Origin of the sequence: Vibrio sp. Y20_XG_PY13, from assembly GCF_024181925.1 — a bacterium.
GTDB lineage: Bacteria > Pseudomonadota > Gammaproteobacteria > Enterobacterales > Vibrionaceae > Vibrio > Vibrio parahaemolyticus.
This window is the reverse complement of the sequence record NZ_JAMZAL010000002.1, coordinates 436,715-453,372: the sequence shown is the minus strand read 5'-3', so window position 1 is coordinate 453,372 and position 16,658 is coordinate 436,715. Positions and strand designations below refer to the sequence as shown.

The 16,658-nt window shown below is 46.6% G+C and carries 14 protein-coding genes; 2 read left to right on the top strand and 12 right to left on the bottom strand.

Features of this window, described 5'->3' with window-relative positions; translation table 11 throughout:
* Positions 1-2: 2 nt before the first annotated feature.
* The 12 genes from NL646_RS07140 to NL646_RS07085 all read right to left on the bottom strand — a co-directional run bounded on the left by NL646_RS07140 (position 3) and on the right by NL646_RS07085 (position 13,927).
* A complete protein-coding gene (locus tag NL646_RS07140; RefSeq protein WP_253664038.1) occupies positions 3-1,058 on the bottom strand; it encodes a hybrid-cluster NAD(P)-dependent oxidoreductase in 1,056 nt (351 codons plus the stop codon).
* A gap of 80 nt (positions 1,059-1,138) precedes the next feature.
* Positions 1,139-2,800, bottom strand: coding sequence for a hydroxylamine reductase (gene hcp / locus NL646_RS07135; protein WP_140250350.1), 1,662 nt, complete (start codon positions 2,798-2,800; stop codon positions 1,139-1,141).
* A 174-nt stretch (positions 2,801-2,974) separates the two neighbouring features.
* The gene (norR, locus tag NL646_RS07130; protein WP_047123468.1) at positions 2,975-4,504 is read right to left on the bottom strand and encodes a nitric oxide reductase transcriptional regulator NorR; all 1,530 of its coding nucleotides are present in this window, start codon (positions 4,502-4,504) and stop codon (positions 2,975-2,977) included.
* A 212-nt stretch (positions 4,505-4,716) separates the two neighbouring features.
* Positions 4,717-5,196: a glycine zipper 2TM domain-containing protein gene (locus NL646_RS07125; protein ID WP_005462302.1), complete on the bottom strand. Its 480-nt coding sequence runs from the start codon at positions 5,194-5,196 to the stop codon at positions 4,717-4,719.
* 124 nt (positions 5,197-5,320) lie between these two features.
* Positions 5,321-5,932, bottom strand: coding sequence for a CDP-alcohol phosphatidyltransferase family protein (locus NL646_RS07120; protein ID WP_025524933.1), 612 nt, complete (start codon positions 5,930-5,932; stop codon positions 5,321-5,323).
* Positions 5,925-6,572 carry an ATP-binding cassette domain-containing protein gene (locus NL646_RS07115; protein WP_047724570.1) on the bottom strand — a complete coding sequence of 216 codons (648 nt, stop codon included), beginning with the start codon at positions 6,570-6,572 and terminating at the stop codon, positions 5,925-5,927. Before NL646_RS07115 ends, NL646_RS07120 begins: the two co-directional genes overlap by 8 nt.
* The gene (locus NL646_RS07110) at positions 6,538-8,247 is read right to left on the bottom strand and encodes an ABC transporter permease (protein ID WP_253664037.1); all 1,710 of its coding nucleotides are present in this window, start codon (positions 8,245-8,247) and stop codon (positions 6,538-6,540) included. The genes NL646_RS07115 and NL646_RS07110 overlap by 35 nt, the downstream gene beginning before the upstream one ends.
* Positions 8,248-8,256: 9 nt before the next feature.
* On the bottom strand, positions 8,257-9,417 hold the full coding sequence (locus tag NL646_RS07105; protein WP_253664036.1) for an ABC transporter substrate-binding protein: 1,161 nt from the start codon (positions 9,415-9,417) through the stop codon (positions 8,257-8,259).
* 222 nt (positions 9,418-9,639) lie between these two features.
* Positions 9,640-10,317 carry a TVP38/TMEM64 family protein gene (locus tag NL646_RS07100; RefSeq protein WP_005462335.1) on the bottom strand — a complete coding sequence of 226 codons (678 nt, stop codon included), beginning with the start codon at positions 10,315-10,317 and terminating at the stop codon, positions 9,640-9,642.
* Between the two features lie 41 nt (positions 10,318-10,358).
* Positions 10,359-11,129 (bottom strand): (Fe-S)-binding protein, encoded by a 771-nt coding sequence (locus NL646_RS07095; protein ID WP_005478886.1) that lies wholly within the window; start codon positions 11,127-11,129, stop codon positions 10,359-10,361.
* Complete coding sequence (locus NL646_RS07090; RefSeq protein ID WP_253664035.1) at positions 11,126-12,922, bottom strand: FAD-dependent oxidoreductase; 1,797 nt, start codon at positions 12,920-12,922, stop codon at positions 11,126-11,128. The genes NL646_RS07095 and NL646_RS07090 overlap by 4 nt, the downstream gene beginning before the upstream one ends.
* Positions 12,923-12,943: 21 nt before the next feature.
* Complete coding sequence (locus NL646_RS07085) at positions 12,944-13,927, bottom strand: sulfurtransferase (RefSeq protein ID WP_253664034.1); 984 nt, start codon at positions 13,925-13,927, stop codon at positions 12,944-12,946.
* Between the two features lie 416 nt (positions 13,928-14,343).
* On the opposite strand from NL646_RS07085, the gene NL646_RS07080 reads away from it, so the two are divergent.
* Together NL646_RS07080 and NL646_RS07075 are read left to right on the top strand one after the other, a co-directional pair.
* Positions 14,344-16,032: a PhnD/SsuA/transferrin family substrate-binding protein gene (locus NL646_RS07080; RefSeq protein ID WP_367618100.1), complete on the top strand. Its 1,689-nt coding sequence runs from the start codon at positions 14,344-14,346 to the stop codon at positions 16,030-16,032.
* Positions 16,022-16,618 carry a response regulator transcription factor gene (locus tag NL646_RS07075; protein WP_140260174.1) on the top strand — a complete coding sequence of 199 codons (597 nt, stop codon included), beginning with the start codon at positions 16,022-16,024 and terminating at the stop codon, positions 16,616-16,618. Before NL646_RS07080 ends, NL646_RS07075 begins: the two co-directional genes overlap by 11 nt.
* The last annotated feature ends 40 nt before the right edge of the window (positions 16,619-16,658 follow it).

Genomic DNA, 16,658 nt, shown 5'->3' with positions numbered 1-16,658 from the left:
AACTAACCAATCTGCACTTCAAGATCCGCTTCGATGGTTGATGAGCAGGCGAGCACATAACCTTGTTCAATTTCTTCTGGCGTTAATGTTTCTAGGCTGGTGGAAGAGACGTTGCCTCGACGAACCTTGCATTTGCACGAGCCACAAATGCCGCTACGACAAGCGACGATTAATGGTAAACCTGCGCCTTCAAGCACATCGGCCAGTACCTGACCTTTTTGCGCATCGATGCTTTGAGCAAAGTCAGGAACAGAAACACGAACAGCTTCATCGGATACCGATGTTTCTGCGCCAGTCGCTGGCGTAAAACTCTCTTGGTAGAAGTTCGTCATGTCAAAACCAAGGTCATTCAAATAGCCGTGAACATCTTGCATAAACTGGCTTGGACCACACAGGTAAACGGTACGTTGCTTGAAATCAGGAACAAGCTCTTTAAGCCAGTCGGCATTCAAACGACCTTGTGGGTGTGACGTTCCTTCGCGGTTTTTCAGCAACAGCTTTAAATGGAAGTTGGGATACACAGCGTCGAACGTTTCTAGCTGGTCGTAGTAAATCGTCTCTTCTGGGCTGCGTGCGATATGAAGAAATGCGATGTCCACATCGTTGTCGTTTTCATCTTGATTACTCAGCCAGTGTTTTGCCATCGAAAATACGGGCGTGACGCCGCAACCTGCACTGATAAGCAAGGCTTTTGTTTCGCCATCACGTAAAACGGGTGGATGGTCAATGCAGTTAAATTCGCCCGCTGGTGGTAATGCTTGAACGGTATCACCGAGCAGCAGCGAGTCAACGATGTAGTTCGATACTTTACCGCCAGATACTCGTTTGATGGTGAGTTGAAGGTGATCGTCTTCATTGGTCGAGCTGATTGAATAGGCACGAAACTCCATTTTTCCATCAATTTCGACGCCCAAGTTAATAAACTGGCCAGGTTTAAACTGAAACAGAAGTGATTCGGTTAGTTCGGCCAATTTGATGCTGACGGTGTCGTGTGTTTCGAAGTATTTGTCGATGCAACGGAGTGTGACGGGTTGGTTACCTTGCCATTCAAAAAACATAACAATCTCTTTGGTTGTGGCTATTTTTAGTTCGAAATAGAGAGCGCCTCCACGTAAGGAGGCGCGAACAAGCAAGTTTATTAAGCTGCTAGGATGGCTTTTAGATCATCCTGAACATTGCCAATACTGCGCATATCGAACTTCTCTTGGATTATGGCGATTAGGTTTGGCGTTAGGAATGCCGGTGCAGTAGGGCCTGTGTAAATGCCTTTCACGCCCAATGCAAATAGTGTTAGCAAGATAACGATCGCTTTTTGCTCGAACCAAGAAAGCACAAGCGTGAGTGGTAGTTCATTGATGTCACAGTCAAACTCTTTCGCCAGTGCAAGTGCAAGCTGGATTGCAGAGTAAGCATCGTTACATTGGCCCACATCCAATAGGCGAGGGATGCCGTTGATATCTCCGAACGTATTCTTGTTGAAGCGGAACTTACCACACGCCAACGTCAGGATGAGCGTATCTTCTGGCGCTTCAGCCGTAAAATCGGTGTAGTAGCTACGTTCCGCTTTATCACCATCACAACCGCCGACTAGGAAGAAGTGTTTGATGTTGCCTTGCTTCACTTGGTCGATAACCGCAGGGGCGGCGTTCATCAGTGCATTGCGACCAAAACCAACCGTGATGTGGTGTTCGATTTCATCGTGTTGGAAACCGTCTTGCGCTAGAGCACATTCAATCACTTGGCTAAAATCATCGCCTTCGATGTGAGCCACACCAGGCCAGCCAACAATACTACGAGTGAATAAACGGTCTGCGTATTGACCCACATTTGGGTTTAACAGACAGTTTGATGTCATCACGATTGCGCCAGGGAAGTTGGCGAATTCTTTCTGTTGGTTTTGCCACGCGCTGCCGTAGTTACCGACTAGGTGAGGGTATTTCTTCAGCTCAGGGTAGCCGTGTGCAGGCAGCATTTCACCGTTGGTGTAAACGTTGATGCCCTTGCCTTCGGTTTGTTGCAGAATTTTTTCTAAGTCATGCAAATCATGGCCAGAGACAAGGATACACTTGCCTTTTACTGGCTTGACGTTCACCGTGGTTGGTTCTGGATGGCCGAAGGTCGTTGTTTCACCTTGGTCGAGCATTTCCATCACTTTGTAGTTCATCAGGCCAATGCGCATTGAGCAATCAAGTAGTTCGCCGAGATCTTCAGGATCGGTGCCCAACCATGCCATGATTTCATGGTATTCGGCATAGATATCGTTGTTGGTTTGCTCAAGAACACGTGCGTGCTCCATGTACGCGGCTGCACCTTTAAGTCCGTATAGGCAAAGTAGGCGTAGGCCAATAACATCTTCATGTACTTGGTCTTTACCACGGTTAACCGCGACTTGAGGGGCAAAAGCTAAGATCGCTTCTGCGCTGTTTGGTAGCTCAAAGTGAGCAACCGCAGGAATGTCAGCGACTTCGGTATCGGCAAGCGTTGCTGCAGACATCACTTGCTCTTTTAACAATGCTTTGTACGTTGCAGCTTGAGAAGTTAACTCTAGGATGCGTTCAGGGTCGAAGTTAACGTTCGTCAATGTAGAGAAAAATGCCTTGGGTGCCCATTGGTTGACTTCATCGTTAATGATGTTGAATTCAAGTGCTTTTGATGCCCAAAAAGAAACCCCTTGCAGTGTGTAAACCAACACGTCTTGTAGGTCTGATACTTCAGAAGTTTTGCCACACATGCCTTGTGCAAAAGAACAACCTTTAACAGCAGGGGTTTGAATTGTCTGTTCACATTGAATACAGAACATATTGGGTTCTCCAGTGATTGTTTTAATAGTCGTGATGTTGACCACTAGAGAGCAGAATGCGTGCCAATTATTATCTTGTTGATTTTTAATGGTTTTGTTTGCTTTTGATAGGGCGGGTGATGTAATTAAGACAACGTAAATGATGTCTTAATTACATCGGATTCTTGTGGTTGGTTATTTATTGATCCCGAGCTTTTTACCCATTCGATATAAGTTACCGCGATCCATTTGCAAAAACTCCGCCGCTTTTGCCCAAACGCCACCAGTTTGGCTCAAAGCATGTTCAATTAAATCACGTTGATAGCTTTCTATTAGCTCTCGCATTGGTTGGCTTTCTTTGGGTAAATAATGTGATGTGTTTTTTACATCATCGAGAGCCAATGAGGTGTCGAAATGGTTAAGCATGATCGTGCTTGCGCCTTGTTGAATGGCGTGCAAAGCCGCGCGAGTTAAAGTATGTTCGAGCTCGCGCACGTTTCCGTACCAAGGTAAAGATTCCAATTGAGTCAACACTTTAGGGTGAACGTGCAGATTGGGTGCATTGAATTGTTGGCGTACTTTTTCTAACAGGTATCCTGCTAAAACGGGAATATCACCGTCACGGGCACGCAGTGGGGGGACTTGGATTGGGAACACGTTCAAACGGTGGAAAAGGTCTGCTCGAAACGTGCCAGCTTCGACCTCTTTTTCTAATTGTCGATTGGTCGCGGCGATGATGCGCACATTGACCATCAAATGCTGATCGCTACCTACACGTTGCAGCTCGCCTTGCTGAATTACGCGCAGCAATTTTGCTTGCAAAATCAAAGGCAGTTCGCCTACTTCATCAAGGAAAATCGTTCCACCGTCTGCCAGTTCAAACTTACCGGCACGGTGGCTATTAGCACCTGTAAATGCGCCTTTTACATGGCCAAACAGTTCACTTTCAGCTAGACCTTCAGGCAGGGCCGCACAGTTGACGTAAATCATCGGCTTATCGCTACGATGAGATTGCGCGTGCACCGAGTGCGCGACCAGTTCTTTACCCGTACCGGTCTCTCCTGTGATAAGTACCGCGTAATCTGATTGAGCAACGGTCGCAATGTTGTTTTGTAACTGGTTGATCTGCGGACTCAAACCCACCATTTCGCCATGTTGAGAACGGGCTTGCTGGATAAGGGTTTGAGTGACGCTTTTTTGCTTCTGGTTTTGCGCTTTGAGTGCTTTTAATTGAGCAATGTTACGCAATGTCGCAGCGGTCAAAGCCGCAAAGGTTTCGATAGCGACAGGGTCAATGTCATCAAATGCGCCAATGGTTAGGGCGTCCATGGTTAACGCGCCAACAAGTTGGCCTTCCACATACAAGCTAAAGCCCATGCAATCGTGAACATCAATGCACTGGTCTTCGGTTAATAGTGTGCCGTCAAAAGGATCAGGCAATGAACAATCGGCATCGAAACGCACCGGCTCACGGCTATGAATAATGGCATCTAAGCGTGGATGTGCTTTGGGGAAATAGCGACGACCTAAGACCGAGCTGGATAAGCCTTTTACCGCGACAGGAGTCAAAAAACCATCCTCATCAAAGATAAACAGGCAGCTCGCATCACATGGGAATACTTGCGCGACCCCATCAATGAGGTTTTGATATTGCTGCTCGTGAGAGCGATTTGAGCTGAGGTTTAGCGCGATATTAAGGAGTACGTGGTCAACAGTCGGTGTCATAACAAGCCCAAAGTTATCTGGAATGGGCTCATGCTAGCAACTTGATGTCATTTGAACATCGAAAGGTATGGGAGATTGATGTTCCATTGACGACGATCAAACTTGATACAAATAGAATCGCGCAAGCCGATGAGTAAGCAACGTACGCTTGCGCGGATTAAGCTCTTTGAGCCAAAACAGCAGACCAATGGAACGGAGTCATCGTGTTCAAATTAGCGAGGTACAACCCTTGCGTCATTACCAGACATGTTGATTTGAACGGCTTGGCCTGGCTGGAAAATCATGTTTGGGTTTGCTTCTTGAACGACAGATATGATCTTTCCATCCTCTAAGCGAATAGTCAGGTTCACACCATTTCTTTTCGCGGTTGCTTCGGCGGCTTTACTACCTGCATAGCCACCTAATAAACCACCACCAATGGCTGCGATATCCGAGCCAGAACCGCCCCCAATTTTCGAACCCAAAATGCCACCCACGGCAGCCCCTGCTATTGTACCGATGGCGTTGGATTGGGTAGAGGCATCAATGGTTACGGGTTCTACTTTTTCTATCGTGCCGTAGTAAACCTGCTGAACTTTGCGAGTGTCGGACGAGCCGTATGCATCTCCGTACGGGTTAGGTGAGCTACAGCCGCCAAGCACGATCGCACAAGTAATGGTGAGCAACATGCCTAACTTGATGTGTTTTTTCATATAGCCTCCGAATGGTTTCTCCACCCAAAGAGTATATACCTCAATTTAGCATGTGCTTTGATGCGTTAATAAACAGCCGCTTAGTGATGTTCTTTCTCAAGAATACGTACATTTCTGAGCGGTGTTAACGGCCTTTGAGCGTATGAAACCCAGAGTAAATTCGCGTGAATGTGGTAAACCAACATGCCGCACCGAAGATGTATGCAATGACCGAAAAATGTTGTGGCATCAGGCAAAACAGCACAAAACAGCCGATGGTTTCCGTGCCTTCGGTTAAGCCGCTCATGTAGTAGAGAGATTTGTGTTTATACACCGGATTATCGATGCCTTGTTTCCCTGCCATGATGGCAAAAGCCAAAAAGCTGCTTCCCGTTCCGACAAAGGAAAAAATCAAAAATGCCCCTGCAATGGCATTTTGTTCTGGATTTGCTAACACAAAACCAAAAGGAATTAGGGAATAGAACAGAAAATCCAAGCTAATATCGAGAAAACCGCCCGCATCGGTAATGCCTTGAATCCTCGCCAGTGCGCCGTCTAATCCATCACAGATTCTGTTCAGCAAAATAAACAGCAATGCCAACAAGTATTCTTCGGTGATCAAAGCCGGTAGGGCAAAGCAGCCAAGCACAAAACCAAATACTGTCGTTTGGTTTGCGGTGATGCCACATTTGTCGAGGTATGTCGCACTGAGTGCCAGCGGTTTGCGGATGAGCTTTATACTCAGGCTATCAAGCATGATTTGTCTCCCACGGCCAGTTTAGGCAGCGGCTGCCATTGGGAATATCGTCTTCATCGTGGGTTACCATCAAAGTAGGGATGTTCGCTTGCTGCAATTGCTCTACCACCCAATTGCGAAATTGTACGCGCAGATCTTTATCTAACTTGCTGTAGGGCTCATCGAGTAGCGCAACTTTCGGCTTTGCCAACAGCATACGAGTTAAAGCAATCCGAGCACGTTGTCCTCCGGAGATTTGATCTGGGAAGGATTCGGCAAGTTTGGTCAATGCAATGTTCTTCAGTGCTTGCATGGCGTGAGCTTTACGCTCATCACCTTTGATTGAGTTTGGTAGCGCGAAGGCAAGGTTTTCCCACACCGTTAAGTGAGGGAAGAGCAAATCGTCTTGGAATAGAATACCGACCTGACGCTTATGGGCAGGGAGGGCATCCAACTTTTCGTTATCAAGCGTAATGGATCCAGAGTAGTTGAACTCGGCGGATAGGTGCCCAGCTATGGCATCCAACAAAGTGGATTTACCACAACCACTTGGCCCCATCAGAGTAACAATTTCACCTTTCTCTACGGTCATGTTGAACGCAGAAAAAAGCGTGTCGCCATTGGCTTTACGGATGGCGAGGTTTTTGAGACAAAGACTCATTCAGTAGTAAACCTTTTATAGACAAGCGGCGATACTTCACGTGTAAGCGGCTTAGTAGTATCGCAAAAGAGAAGAACAAGAAAGGCAAGAGTGCTTGCCAAATGGCGTAAATCGCGGTGACACGTCGGTCAAAACCACTGGATAGCGCAACGGCTTCGGTGGTGATGGTGCTAATGCGCCCAGCCCCTAGCACCAATGTCGGCAGGTATTGCGCCAGACTTACGCTAATCCCAACCGCCCATGCGAATGCAATCGCAGGTAGGAGGATTGGCAGTTTCACTTTTAACCAAGCTTGCATCGGTGTTTTACCCAAGCTGAGTGCGACGCGAGTTAAGCCGTTATCGAAGCTGCGCCATGGACCGTCTAGCGAGAGGTAAATAAATGGGAACGCGAAGAATACGTGCGCCCAGCATACCCAAAAGAAATACGCGTTACTGTTTAAGTACAGCGTCACTACTTGCATACCGAATAGCACGGATAGCTGAGGAATCAGCATTGGGATGGCGATGATGTAACCGGGCACCTGCCAGCGATAACGAAGGCGATACTCATGTGCGATCAAGGCAAGGGCTAGAGCGACGGTCGCGCTGATAACGGCAATTAGCATGCTCTGCTCCAGTGTGCCAAGAATGTTGTGCCATTCGTATTCCCAAAAACGCAGGCTATAGCGGCTCGGTAGTAAATCTGGAAAGCGCCAGCGTTGAGCAAAGCTCCACACCACCATGAGTGGAATCATTAGAAGTGCGAGTAGCGCAATCAGTGAAAATAGGGTTTTACCGGGTAAACGAAACCCGTTTCGACCAGAGTACTGCCAGCGTTTGAAGCCTTTGGTAATACACCATTCCATTAAGCGTGCAAATCCAATCAAAAGGCTAGCGATAGCAAACAACACGACCGCGCCTGCGGCAGCTCTTGGTAGAAGTGATAAATCAGGATCGTTAAACCACTGCCATACCAAAACTGCAAACGTCGGTGGGTTGGTAGGGCCAATAATCAATGCAACATCAACAACCGACAAGCTGTAAGCCAATACCGCCAGCATTGGAAAGCGCAATTTTGCTATCCATTGTGGGAATACGCATTTCCACCACGCTTGCGCCGAACTGTAGCCCATCGAATGACTGACTTTTTCAATCTTATCGACTTTCAATTGCTGAAGAATTGGAATACTCATCAACAATAAAAACGGCACTTCTTTAATCGCAAGCATGATGACCAAACCGAGTGCATGCGGGTCTTTAATCAGCAATGCTAAGTCATTCACCGTTTGTGCATTGGGATCGTAACCAAACAGTTGGTTGAGAACACGAACGCCCATACCAGTTGGTGCAAACAAGAACGCAAAGCCAATTGCAAACGCGACATGCGGCATAGCGAGAAGTGGCGAGAGGCTAACTTCAATTTTTCGCCAAAACTTGCTGCCCCACGATGCTTGCAAAATTGCAAATGTGATCAAGCAAGCCAAGTAGCTACTAAAAATGGCAGAGTAGAAAGTCAGCCCGATGGATGTCCAAATACCCTCCCAATCAAAAACAGCGTTAAAGCCATCCAAAGAAAAGTGGTGCAAGCCGATAGGAGGTACATAACCGAGCGCAGAAACCACCACTCCGAGTAGTCCCGGAATGGTAGGTAAAATACAAACAGTGATAATGACTAAATATAGCGCTCTTAACATGGGCTCTTATTAATTCCCGTAGCGTTTCAACCATTCTTTTTCTAAGGCAGATTGCCAACTCGGATGCGGCTCAGCGATAGATTTGAATTGTTGAGTATTTTTAGCCGAACCTGTTAGGTATTGGCTGCTTAGCACTGAAGGATCGCCCCAGATGTTAAGGTTACCTTTGCGAGATTGTGCTTTAGGGCTCAATAAAAAGTTTATCGCAACTTGCGCACCGGCACTGGCATTTGCGTTCCAAGGAATCGCTAAGAAGTGAATGTTTGAGAGTGCACCTGCGTCCATCGCATACGCTTTGGTGGTTTCTGCAAGATTACCGCTCGATTGTGCAGAGAAAACCGCGTTTGGGTTAAAGGTAATCGCAAGATCAATCTGACCATCATCCAGTAATTGAAGCGTTTCAGCCGTCCCTCCTGGGAATTGCTTACCGCCACGCCAAGCAACTTTATGGAACTCATCTAGGTAAGCCCATAGCGGTTGAGTGATTTGCTCAAATGTTTCACCAGTGACTGGTTTTTGCAAAGCGGGATCGTTGTTGGTCAACTCAATCAACAAGGCTTTAATAAAGCTTGTCCCATGAAACTCTGGTGGGCGAGGGTAAGTTAGGCGATTTGGAAACGCTTTTGCGTAACTCAGCATTTCAGCAAAAGATCGAGGAGGGTTATGCAGGGTTTGCTCATCGTGAATAAACACTAATTGCCCCACACCCCAAGGTGCTTCCAGACCTTCAGTCGGCTCTGAAAAATCCACATCAATTGGCAATGATTTATCAACGTACTGCCAGCTTGGCAAACCTTCAACAAAAGGACCAAACAGTAATTGGTTATCCTTCATTGATTTGAAGTTCTCGCCATTAATCCAAACCATATCAACACTGCCACCGCTGTTTTTGCCTGCGGCTTTTTCTGCGATTAGGCGAGTGGTAGTTTCAGAAATATCAGTGACTTTCACGTGATTTAGCGTCACGTTGTAGCGAGATTTAAGCTCTTTGCCTGCCCATTGGATATAGCGGTTGATCTCTTGGCTACCACCCCAAGCATGAAAATAGACGGTTTGTCCGTCGGCTTGTTGTTCGATTTTTTGCCATTCACTAGTGGCCGATGAGTCAGCAAAAGATGAAGTCGCAAAAGTGGTGGCTAAAATGCCAATGGTACTGAGTAGCTTTTTCATACGTAGTCCGTGTTTTTCTTCTGGTTCTTGTTTGAAGCTTCGCTGAGTTTGTTCGCGAATGGCCCCTGTCCTTCTCAAGGATAGTAATCTATCTCGCGGTATTATCAATGTGAATCCCAATAGGATTTATTAATTGATTCAGAGAATTACTATCAATGATGTAAAGGGTAGAGCGCAGCACGATAGCTGCACTCTTTTAGCATCAATGTTGGATAGACCGGACTACTTCGCTAATTCTTCCATGTTGATGCCTTTTTTCTTCGCGATGTATTTTGGAATCAGAGACATACCAAACAGCACAAGACCCGCAACCGCAAATTTCACTAGTAGCATCACAGACACGCCGTTTGTCGCAATATCACCCGCCATGTAAGCGAAGATGAATGCACCTGGTGCCATTGTTAGTAGAGAAACCAGTGCGTAAGTGCCTAGGTTTAGGCTGGTTAGACCGTAAGCGTAGTTCTGTAGGCTGAATGGGAATACAGGTACTAGACGCGTTAGGATCAAGAAGCTTGTACCATTTGCTGCTACACCGTCATCGATTTTCTTGAAGATTGGGTTGTCGCCAAACTTCTTCATGATGGTATTACGCAGTAGGAAGCGCGCCACGATGAATGCCGCCACCGCGCCAAGCGTTGCAGAAAACAGCGCTAAGATACCGCCTTTGATAGGGCCAAATACGATACCTGCCACAATGGTGAACGCGCTGCCCGGTAGTAGGAAAACACACGCAAACACGAATGCTGCTACGAATACGGCGTAGCCCCACACACCAAAGCTGGCGATCCAATCTTGTAGGCTCTTGATGTCTGTGATGATTTCAAGAATGCCAGTTTGTTTAGCCGCGAACAGAGCAATAGCTACAACAGCGACAATAAGAGCGATTTTTACGAATTTCATAAGTTCAACTTCACTTAAACCTAATAATTAAAAAGATATAGCTACACAGACATACACTTGATCAGACCCGCTTTTGATTTGTAGCGGTTGAACCAAGCTTTTACAGGGCTAGCGAGTACGTTTACTGGCGGTTCATCACCTTGCATGATCACAGGGCCGAACATCAGGTCTAGAATGTGCCAAGATTTCGTACCAACACCCATCATGGATGCACGACAAGCTGAGCAATAAACCACGACGTAGTCTGTCTCGAACTCTTCAACACGGCGCTTGATTACGCGTGTTGCCACGTCTGGGTTTGCAGGTACAACCATGCCGCCGAAACCACAACAGCGCGTGTTTTCACGTGTGTGTTCTGGTTCAGAGGTTTTGTAGCCAAGCTCGTTTAAGATCCAGCGAATGCCGTCTTGCAGTTCTTTCTCGTAGCGAGTCGAACAAGAATCATGAATGGTAAACACCACGTCACTGTTTTTTGCTTTGCCGCGTAGCGCTTCTGGCAAACCGATTTCTGGAAGCAGTTTCCATAATGAAACCGGCTTTTGTGTGCCGCCAGACTTCTTGATCATGCCGTAGCAGCTTTGGCACGCCACGATGACTTCTTGTGCATCTAGCTTGTCGAAGTCGGCTTGAAGCTGGCCGTAGCGTTCTTTGAACTTCTCTGTTTGACCGATAGCCGCGGTCGGTTTGCCACAGCATTTCTGTACTGCGCCCATTTCTGGGAATACTTCTTTTAGGTAGCTCGCAATGGCCGCTACGCCTTCTGGTGAATAGGATGGCAAACTGCATCCTGGCATAAATACTTTATTACTCATTTTGTCGATACCGCTCGTTTTGCCATAGTGAAGATTTTTGAGAAGCCCAGTTTCTGGTGCATATTGATCGCTTTATGACCCGGCATTGGTGATTCACCATTGTTTGCCCTAACAAAGTCAGCACGTGCGCCTAGGAACATTTCCTTCATCGGGAAGTCTTTCGGACACACGATGGTGCACTGGTCACAGGCGTTACATGAGTAAGCCAGCAATGGATCCATCGACTTGTTGTTCACAAAGTCAGAGAAGATGGTCTTTGGACAGTCACTGAAGTCGTTCATCATGATGCACTCGGTCATACATAGCTTGCAGCTACATTGCAGACAGCGAGATGCTTCTTGTTTGATTTGTTCTTCAGTAAAGCCTACATCCACTTGTGCAAAGTCTTGTTTACGCTCTTCAGCATCACGCAATTCACCGTGTAGGCGAGGGGTATCTACCGTACCTTTTGGTAGTGGTACGTCTAGACGAGATGAGTAGCTGTATTCTTGCTCGAAGTCGCGATCTTCAGTTAGTGGACGAGTTGTTAGGAAACGCTCAACACTCATTGCTGCTTTGCGACCTAATGCCATCGCTTCAATTACGATGTTACCGCCACACGCGTCACCGGCTACAAAGACGTCTTCTAGGCTTGAAGCTAACGTTTGTTTATCGACTACGTAACGGCCGCCGCGAGTTTGCTCTAGTGCACCGTCAGTAATGTCTGCCACGATTTGACCCGTAGCGAAAACAACGGTATCCACAGAGATGGTTTTACTTTCTTCGCTGTATTGAGGTGCAAAGTTGCCTTGCTCATCAAAGATAGACAGGACTTTCTTGATAGTGATGCCGGTTACTTTACCGTTCTCACGTTCAATAGCTACTGGGCCCCAACCTGCGTTGAACTCGACACCTTCTTCTAGCGACTCGTCGATTTCGATTTGGCTTGCCGGTAGATTTTCAAGGCTCTCAAGTGAACATTGGTAAACGTCGCTTGCACCGATACGCCATGAAGAGCGCGCACAGTCCATAGCAACGTCACCACCGCCGATAACCATCACTCGTTTACCTGCACGTGGAAATTGGCGAGTTTCAGAAATCTCTTTTAGGTATTCAACCGCAGAAAACACGCCATCGTTGTCATGACCCGGCAGAGGGATGATCGAACCGACGTGTGCACCGTGAGCCAGAATCACAGCATCATGTTCGCTACGTAGAGTGTCGAAGCTAATGTCTTTGCCGATCTCAACGCCAAACTGAGTTTTAATACCCAGCATCGCGAGGTAGCTGTATTCGAAATCGATAACATCGCGTGGTAGACGGTATTCAGGGATACCCACACGCATCATGCCGCCGTAAACGTCTAGCTTTTCGTAAATCGTTACTTCGTGGCCTTGACGACGAAGCTCAATAGCCGCTTGCGCGCCAGCAGGGCCTGCACCAACGATCGCGATGTGTTTGTTCGTCATAGGGGCAATGTTGAGATCCCAGTGATCTTGGTTATCCATTTTCTCTGCGACGAAACGTTTGATGCCTGCAACGCTGATCGGCTGGCCGAATTCAGTGTTACGACGACAAGAAGCCTCGCAAGGGTGTGCACAGATGCGGCCAAGCGTTTGAGGAAGAAATAATTTGCTGCGGATCAGATCCAGAGCACCTTGAAAATTACCTTCACCCGCCATGCGAACGTACTGTTTTACGTCTGTGTGCATTGGACATGCGGTTTGACATGCCGGATCGGCATCACCCATACAGCCATCGACAATCATTTGCGCGGTGTCGTATAGCTTTTGGCTAAAAATTACATTGTTCATTAACTGCGGTTTCCGTGTTGATTAGCTCTTGCCGTTGATAACGTTCACTTCAGGATTCTTTTGCTCGTAGTGAGCATGGCTGTACTCGATCCATGAGCCGTCGTAGTTGTAGACGCCTTCTGCACCTAATACTTCAGTAAGAATCATGGTGGTGTGGGCAGAGCGAACACCAGACTGGCAGTAAGCGATAACTTTCTTACCTTTGATGATGTCGCCGTAAAGGGCTTGCAGTTCTTCTGCTGATTTCAGCGTCGTGTCTTCGTTTAACGCTTTGGTCCAGTTAATGTGAACACTGCTTGGGATAGTACCCGGACCGTATGCGCCAGAAACCGCAACTTCACCGTTGAACTCGTCGTTGCCGCGAGTATCTAGGATCACCCAATCAGGGTTGTTTTGCGCTGCGATAACCATGTCTAGCGTTGCTAGGGCATTGTTCTCTTGTTGTGTGTTAGGTGCGTTGTATTCAACCGCAGCAACGCTTTGGTTTGCAGAGCTAGTTGGGTAGCCAGCGCCCATCCAAGCGTTCAAGCCCCCGTCAAGGTAACGAACATCTTGATGGCCAAGGTTATGGATTTGCCAGTAAAGACGCGCAGCATCGTGGTGTGAGCCCGCAGCGTAGACGACGATTGTGCTGTCTGTTGTTGCGCCGAAGCTGCCTAGGATTGTCTCCATTTCTTCTGTGCTATTACTCATACCTCCGAAGTCGTAGGCGTCTTCAGTCGCTGAGTAATCGTTACGCCACATAGTGTAAGAACCAGAAATAGGACTATCTGGTTTGATAGGGTTTAGCGTACCGATCACAACCACGTCTTTGTCACCATCCATCAGCGATTTCAGTTGTTGTGCAGAAATGAAGTGTTCTGGGTGAGCGTATTGTGTGAACTTCTGCTCTTGAGCAGCAGCATCCACTATTACAGCCTCAGCTGAGAACATCGTATTGTAAGCTGAGTAGCCAACCGCTGCGACAGCGGCCAACACACCCAGCGCAATTGTCGATTTTTTCATGAGTTGCTTCCATATTTTAATTTAAAGTTTTGCTGCCGAATCCTTGATGTTTCGACAGATAGAATGCTTTTGAAGGGGGAGTACAGGCATGAACGTTTCTTAATCATTTTTGGTGTTCATGGCTTAAAATAAGCGGAAATGCGTTCTACCCCTTTGTGGGTAAGGCATTCTGAGGAAATCAATAGTTAGGCGGTATTGTGGTTTCCCACAATAATGATGTGGGATTGATCTAAAGCAACAAAGTTAGAGAGGGGAACGGTGCTAAAATGCGAAACCAATACGCTGTCGTTGTGCTTTATTAAGTGACTAAAAACTATTTTCAGAAACTCCTTTATTCTATTGTATTTGTTTGTTTTACCTGTATTTCTCAAGTCAAAGCAGAACATCAGTCTGATAGGACAACATTTGATGTAGGTGTGCTGGCATTGAGAGGGCATTCTCACGCTAAAGTATCTTGGCAACCCACAATGACATGGTTGGAAGAACAAAATCCCAGCTATGAATTCAACTTACATACTTACGATTTTGACCAACTAGAAGAAGCCTTTTTACATGGTTGGTTGGATTTCATATTAACGAGTCCAGGACAGGCAACTAAGCTTGCTCGTGAGTACCCTATTAACTGGCTAGCAACGCAGAAAACGGCCTACAGTAATGTGCCGAACAAGTCGATAGCATCAGTCGTTGTTGTGCGTGAAGAATCACCTTTTAAAACACTGAGAGACATCAATGAAGCCAGTATTGCCGCTGTATCAGAAAAGGCGTTTGGTGGTTTTCTTGCTCTACGTTATGAGCTCGACAAACTTGGGTATTTCAACTCATCGTTCTTTGAAACAATCCATTTTACTGGCCCACCGACCGATCAGTTGATTCTCGATGTGATCGACGACCAAATTGATGTTGCAATTGTTCCTGCTTGTACGCTGGAAAACATGGCGGCCGAAGGCAAGATAGAGCTGCATAATTTGCGAGTGCTCAACGAAAGAAGACCTGCTGATTCGGTTTGCGCAGTTAGTACTCCTCTGTACCCAAATTGGACCATGGCCATGACGGAGCGTGCTCCGGTAGATGTTGGGCAAAAGGTCGCACAAACCCTGTTTGCAATGCCTGCATCGCATTCAGCCGCTATTGCTGCCAACAATGTGGGTTGGACGCTACCTGCGCCTAGCGTTAACGTAGATAAAGTCTACAAGCATTTGGACTTACATCCCTTACAGAAACCTTGGGCGCAAAAGGTTCAAGAGTGGCTACATAAAAACCAAGCAGTCGCTATCGCAGCGCTGCTAACATTGGTGTTACTGACTATCTATCACTTTTGGCTAGAGTGGACGTTCAAACGTAGTAGAGAAAAGTTGAAAGCTACCCTCAATGATTTACGTCGCAAGAGTAGCATGTTGGAACACGCTCAACGTATTACGATTGTGGGAGAATTAGGCAGCAGTATCGCACATGAAATTAATCAACCATTGGCTGCGATTAAAAACTACAGCCAAGGTGCAAAGATGCGGATGGAGCAAGGCACTACACCCGAGGAAATGTTGCCGATAATAGAGAAAATTCAACAACAAGTGACGTCTGCGAGTGACATAGTGCAGCGTTTACGTAGTTTGATTCACCGGACGCCAATCGAGAAAAGCTGGGTTGACTTACCTGCCGTCATCAATGATGCAATGAAGTTGGTGGATTATGAGTTCCAACGTCACAATATCCAACTAGGTGTGATGTATTCGGGCGAGGTACAAAACGTTTATGCGGATGTGACTGGATTGCAGCAGGTGATCATTAATGTGCTTAATAACGCCAAAGATGCCTGTCTTGCTCATTCGACTTCGCAAAAAGAGTTGTTTGTTGATCTCCATGTCAGCTTTTGTGATGACGTTGTCATCATTGATGTCATGGATAACGGGGTCGGGCTCGAAGAGCAAAATCCCCCTCTTGATCAGCCTTTTTATACCACGAAGGAAAATGGCCTAGGGCTAGGGCTTGCTATTTGTCGCGATGTAATTGAAGCGCACCAAGGTTCCATCAATTTTAGGTCAATTGACCCATCTGGGTGCCAAGTGACTATCGTTTTACCGTATCAGGAAGCTCAGAATGAGTCGTAATCTTTGTCCACTTTATATCGTTGACGATGAAGTGCCTGTTTTAGAATCAATGGCTTTTATGTTAGAAAGTTATGGTTATAGCGTCGATGTCTATTCAAACGGGCAAGATTTCTTACAGAGTGTGAATCTGCATCAAGCTGGATGTGTATTGTTGGATTGCCGAATGCCAGAAATGCGTGGGCAGGAGCTTCACCTGCTAATGCGTAATCAATGCAGTCCAATCAGCGTTATATATCTGACTGGGCATGGTGATATTCCAATGGCAGTCGACGCCTTAAAAGAAGGCGCGTTGGACTTTTTTCAAAAGCCTGTGGACGGTAATGCTTTAGTGGCGGCAATCGATAATGCTATGGAATGTTCACTAAAAAACCAAGAAAAACAAAGTGCAAAACTAACTCTTCAAAGCCTTACTAGAAGAGAAAAAGAAGTACTGATTCTGGTGGTTAAAGGGATGAAAAATCAGGATATGGCGAACCAGCTGTGTGTTTCGCTTCGCACTATAGAAGTACATCGTTCCAATGTAATGAAGAAGTTGGAAGTAGAAAGTTTAGCGGCATTGATTCATAAAGTAGGGCACGTAATTTAGGTATAAAAAAAGCAGCCCGTTGGCTGCTTTTAAAAATGAT

Bases quoted from the DNA above. Each gene is read 5' to 3' on its own strand.
- NL646_RS07140 (WP_253664038.1), bottom strand. From the start codon at position 1,058: ATGTTTTTTGAATGGCAAGGTAACCAACCCGTCACACTCCGTTGCATC.
- hcp (WP_140250350.1), bottom strand. From the start codon at position 2,800: ATGTTCTGTATTCAATGTGAACAGACAATTCAAACCCCTGCTGTTAAA.
- norR (WP_047123468.1), bottom strand. From the start codon at position 4,504: ATGACACCGACTGTTGACCACGTACTCCTTAATATCGCGCTAAACCTC.
- NL646_RS07125 (WP_005462302.1), bottom strand. From the start codon at position 5,196: ATGAAAAAACACATCAAGTTAGGCATGTTGCTCACCATTACTTGTGCG.
- NL646_RS07120 (WP_025524933.1), bottom strand. From the start codon at position 5,932: ATGCTTGATAGCCTGAGTATAAAGCTCATCCGCAAACCGCTGGCACTC.
- NL646_RS07115 (WP_047724570.1), bottom strand. From the start codon at position 6,572: ATGAGTCTTTGTCTCAAAAACCTCGCCATCCGTAAAGCCAATGGCGAC.
- NL646_RS07110 (WP_253664037.1), bottom strand. From the start codon at position 8,247: ATGTTAAGAGCGCTATATTTAGTCATTATCACTGTTTGTATTTTACCT.
- NL646_RS07105 (WP_253664036.1), bottom strand. From the start codon at position 9,417: ATGAAAAAGCTACTCAGTACCATTGGCATTTTAGCCACCACTTTTGCG.
- NL646_RS07100 (WP_005462335.1), bottom strand. From the start codon at position 10,317: ATGAAATTCGTAAAAATCGCTCTTATTGTCGCTGTTGTAGCTATTGCT.
- NL646_RS07095 (WP_005478886.1), bottom strand. From the start codon at position 11,129: ATGAGTAATAAAGTATTTATGCCAGGATGCAGTTTGCCATCCTATTCA.
- NL646_RS07090 (WP_253664035.1), bottom strand. From the start codon at position 12,922: ATGAACAATGTAATTTTTAGCCAAAAGCTATACGACACCGCGCAAATG.
- NL646_RS07085 (WP_253664034.1), bottom strand. From the start codon at position 13,927: ATGAAAAAATCGACAATTGCGCTGGGTGTGTTGGCCGCTGTCGCAGCG.
- NL646_RS07075 (WP_140260174.1), top strand. From the start codon at position 16,022: ATGAGTCGTAATCTTTGTCCACTTTATATCGTTGACGATGAAGTGCCT.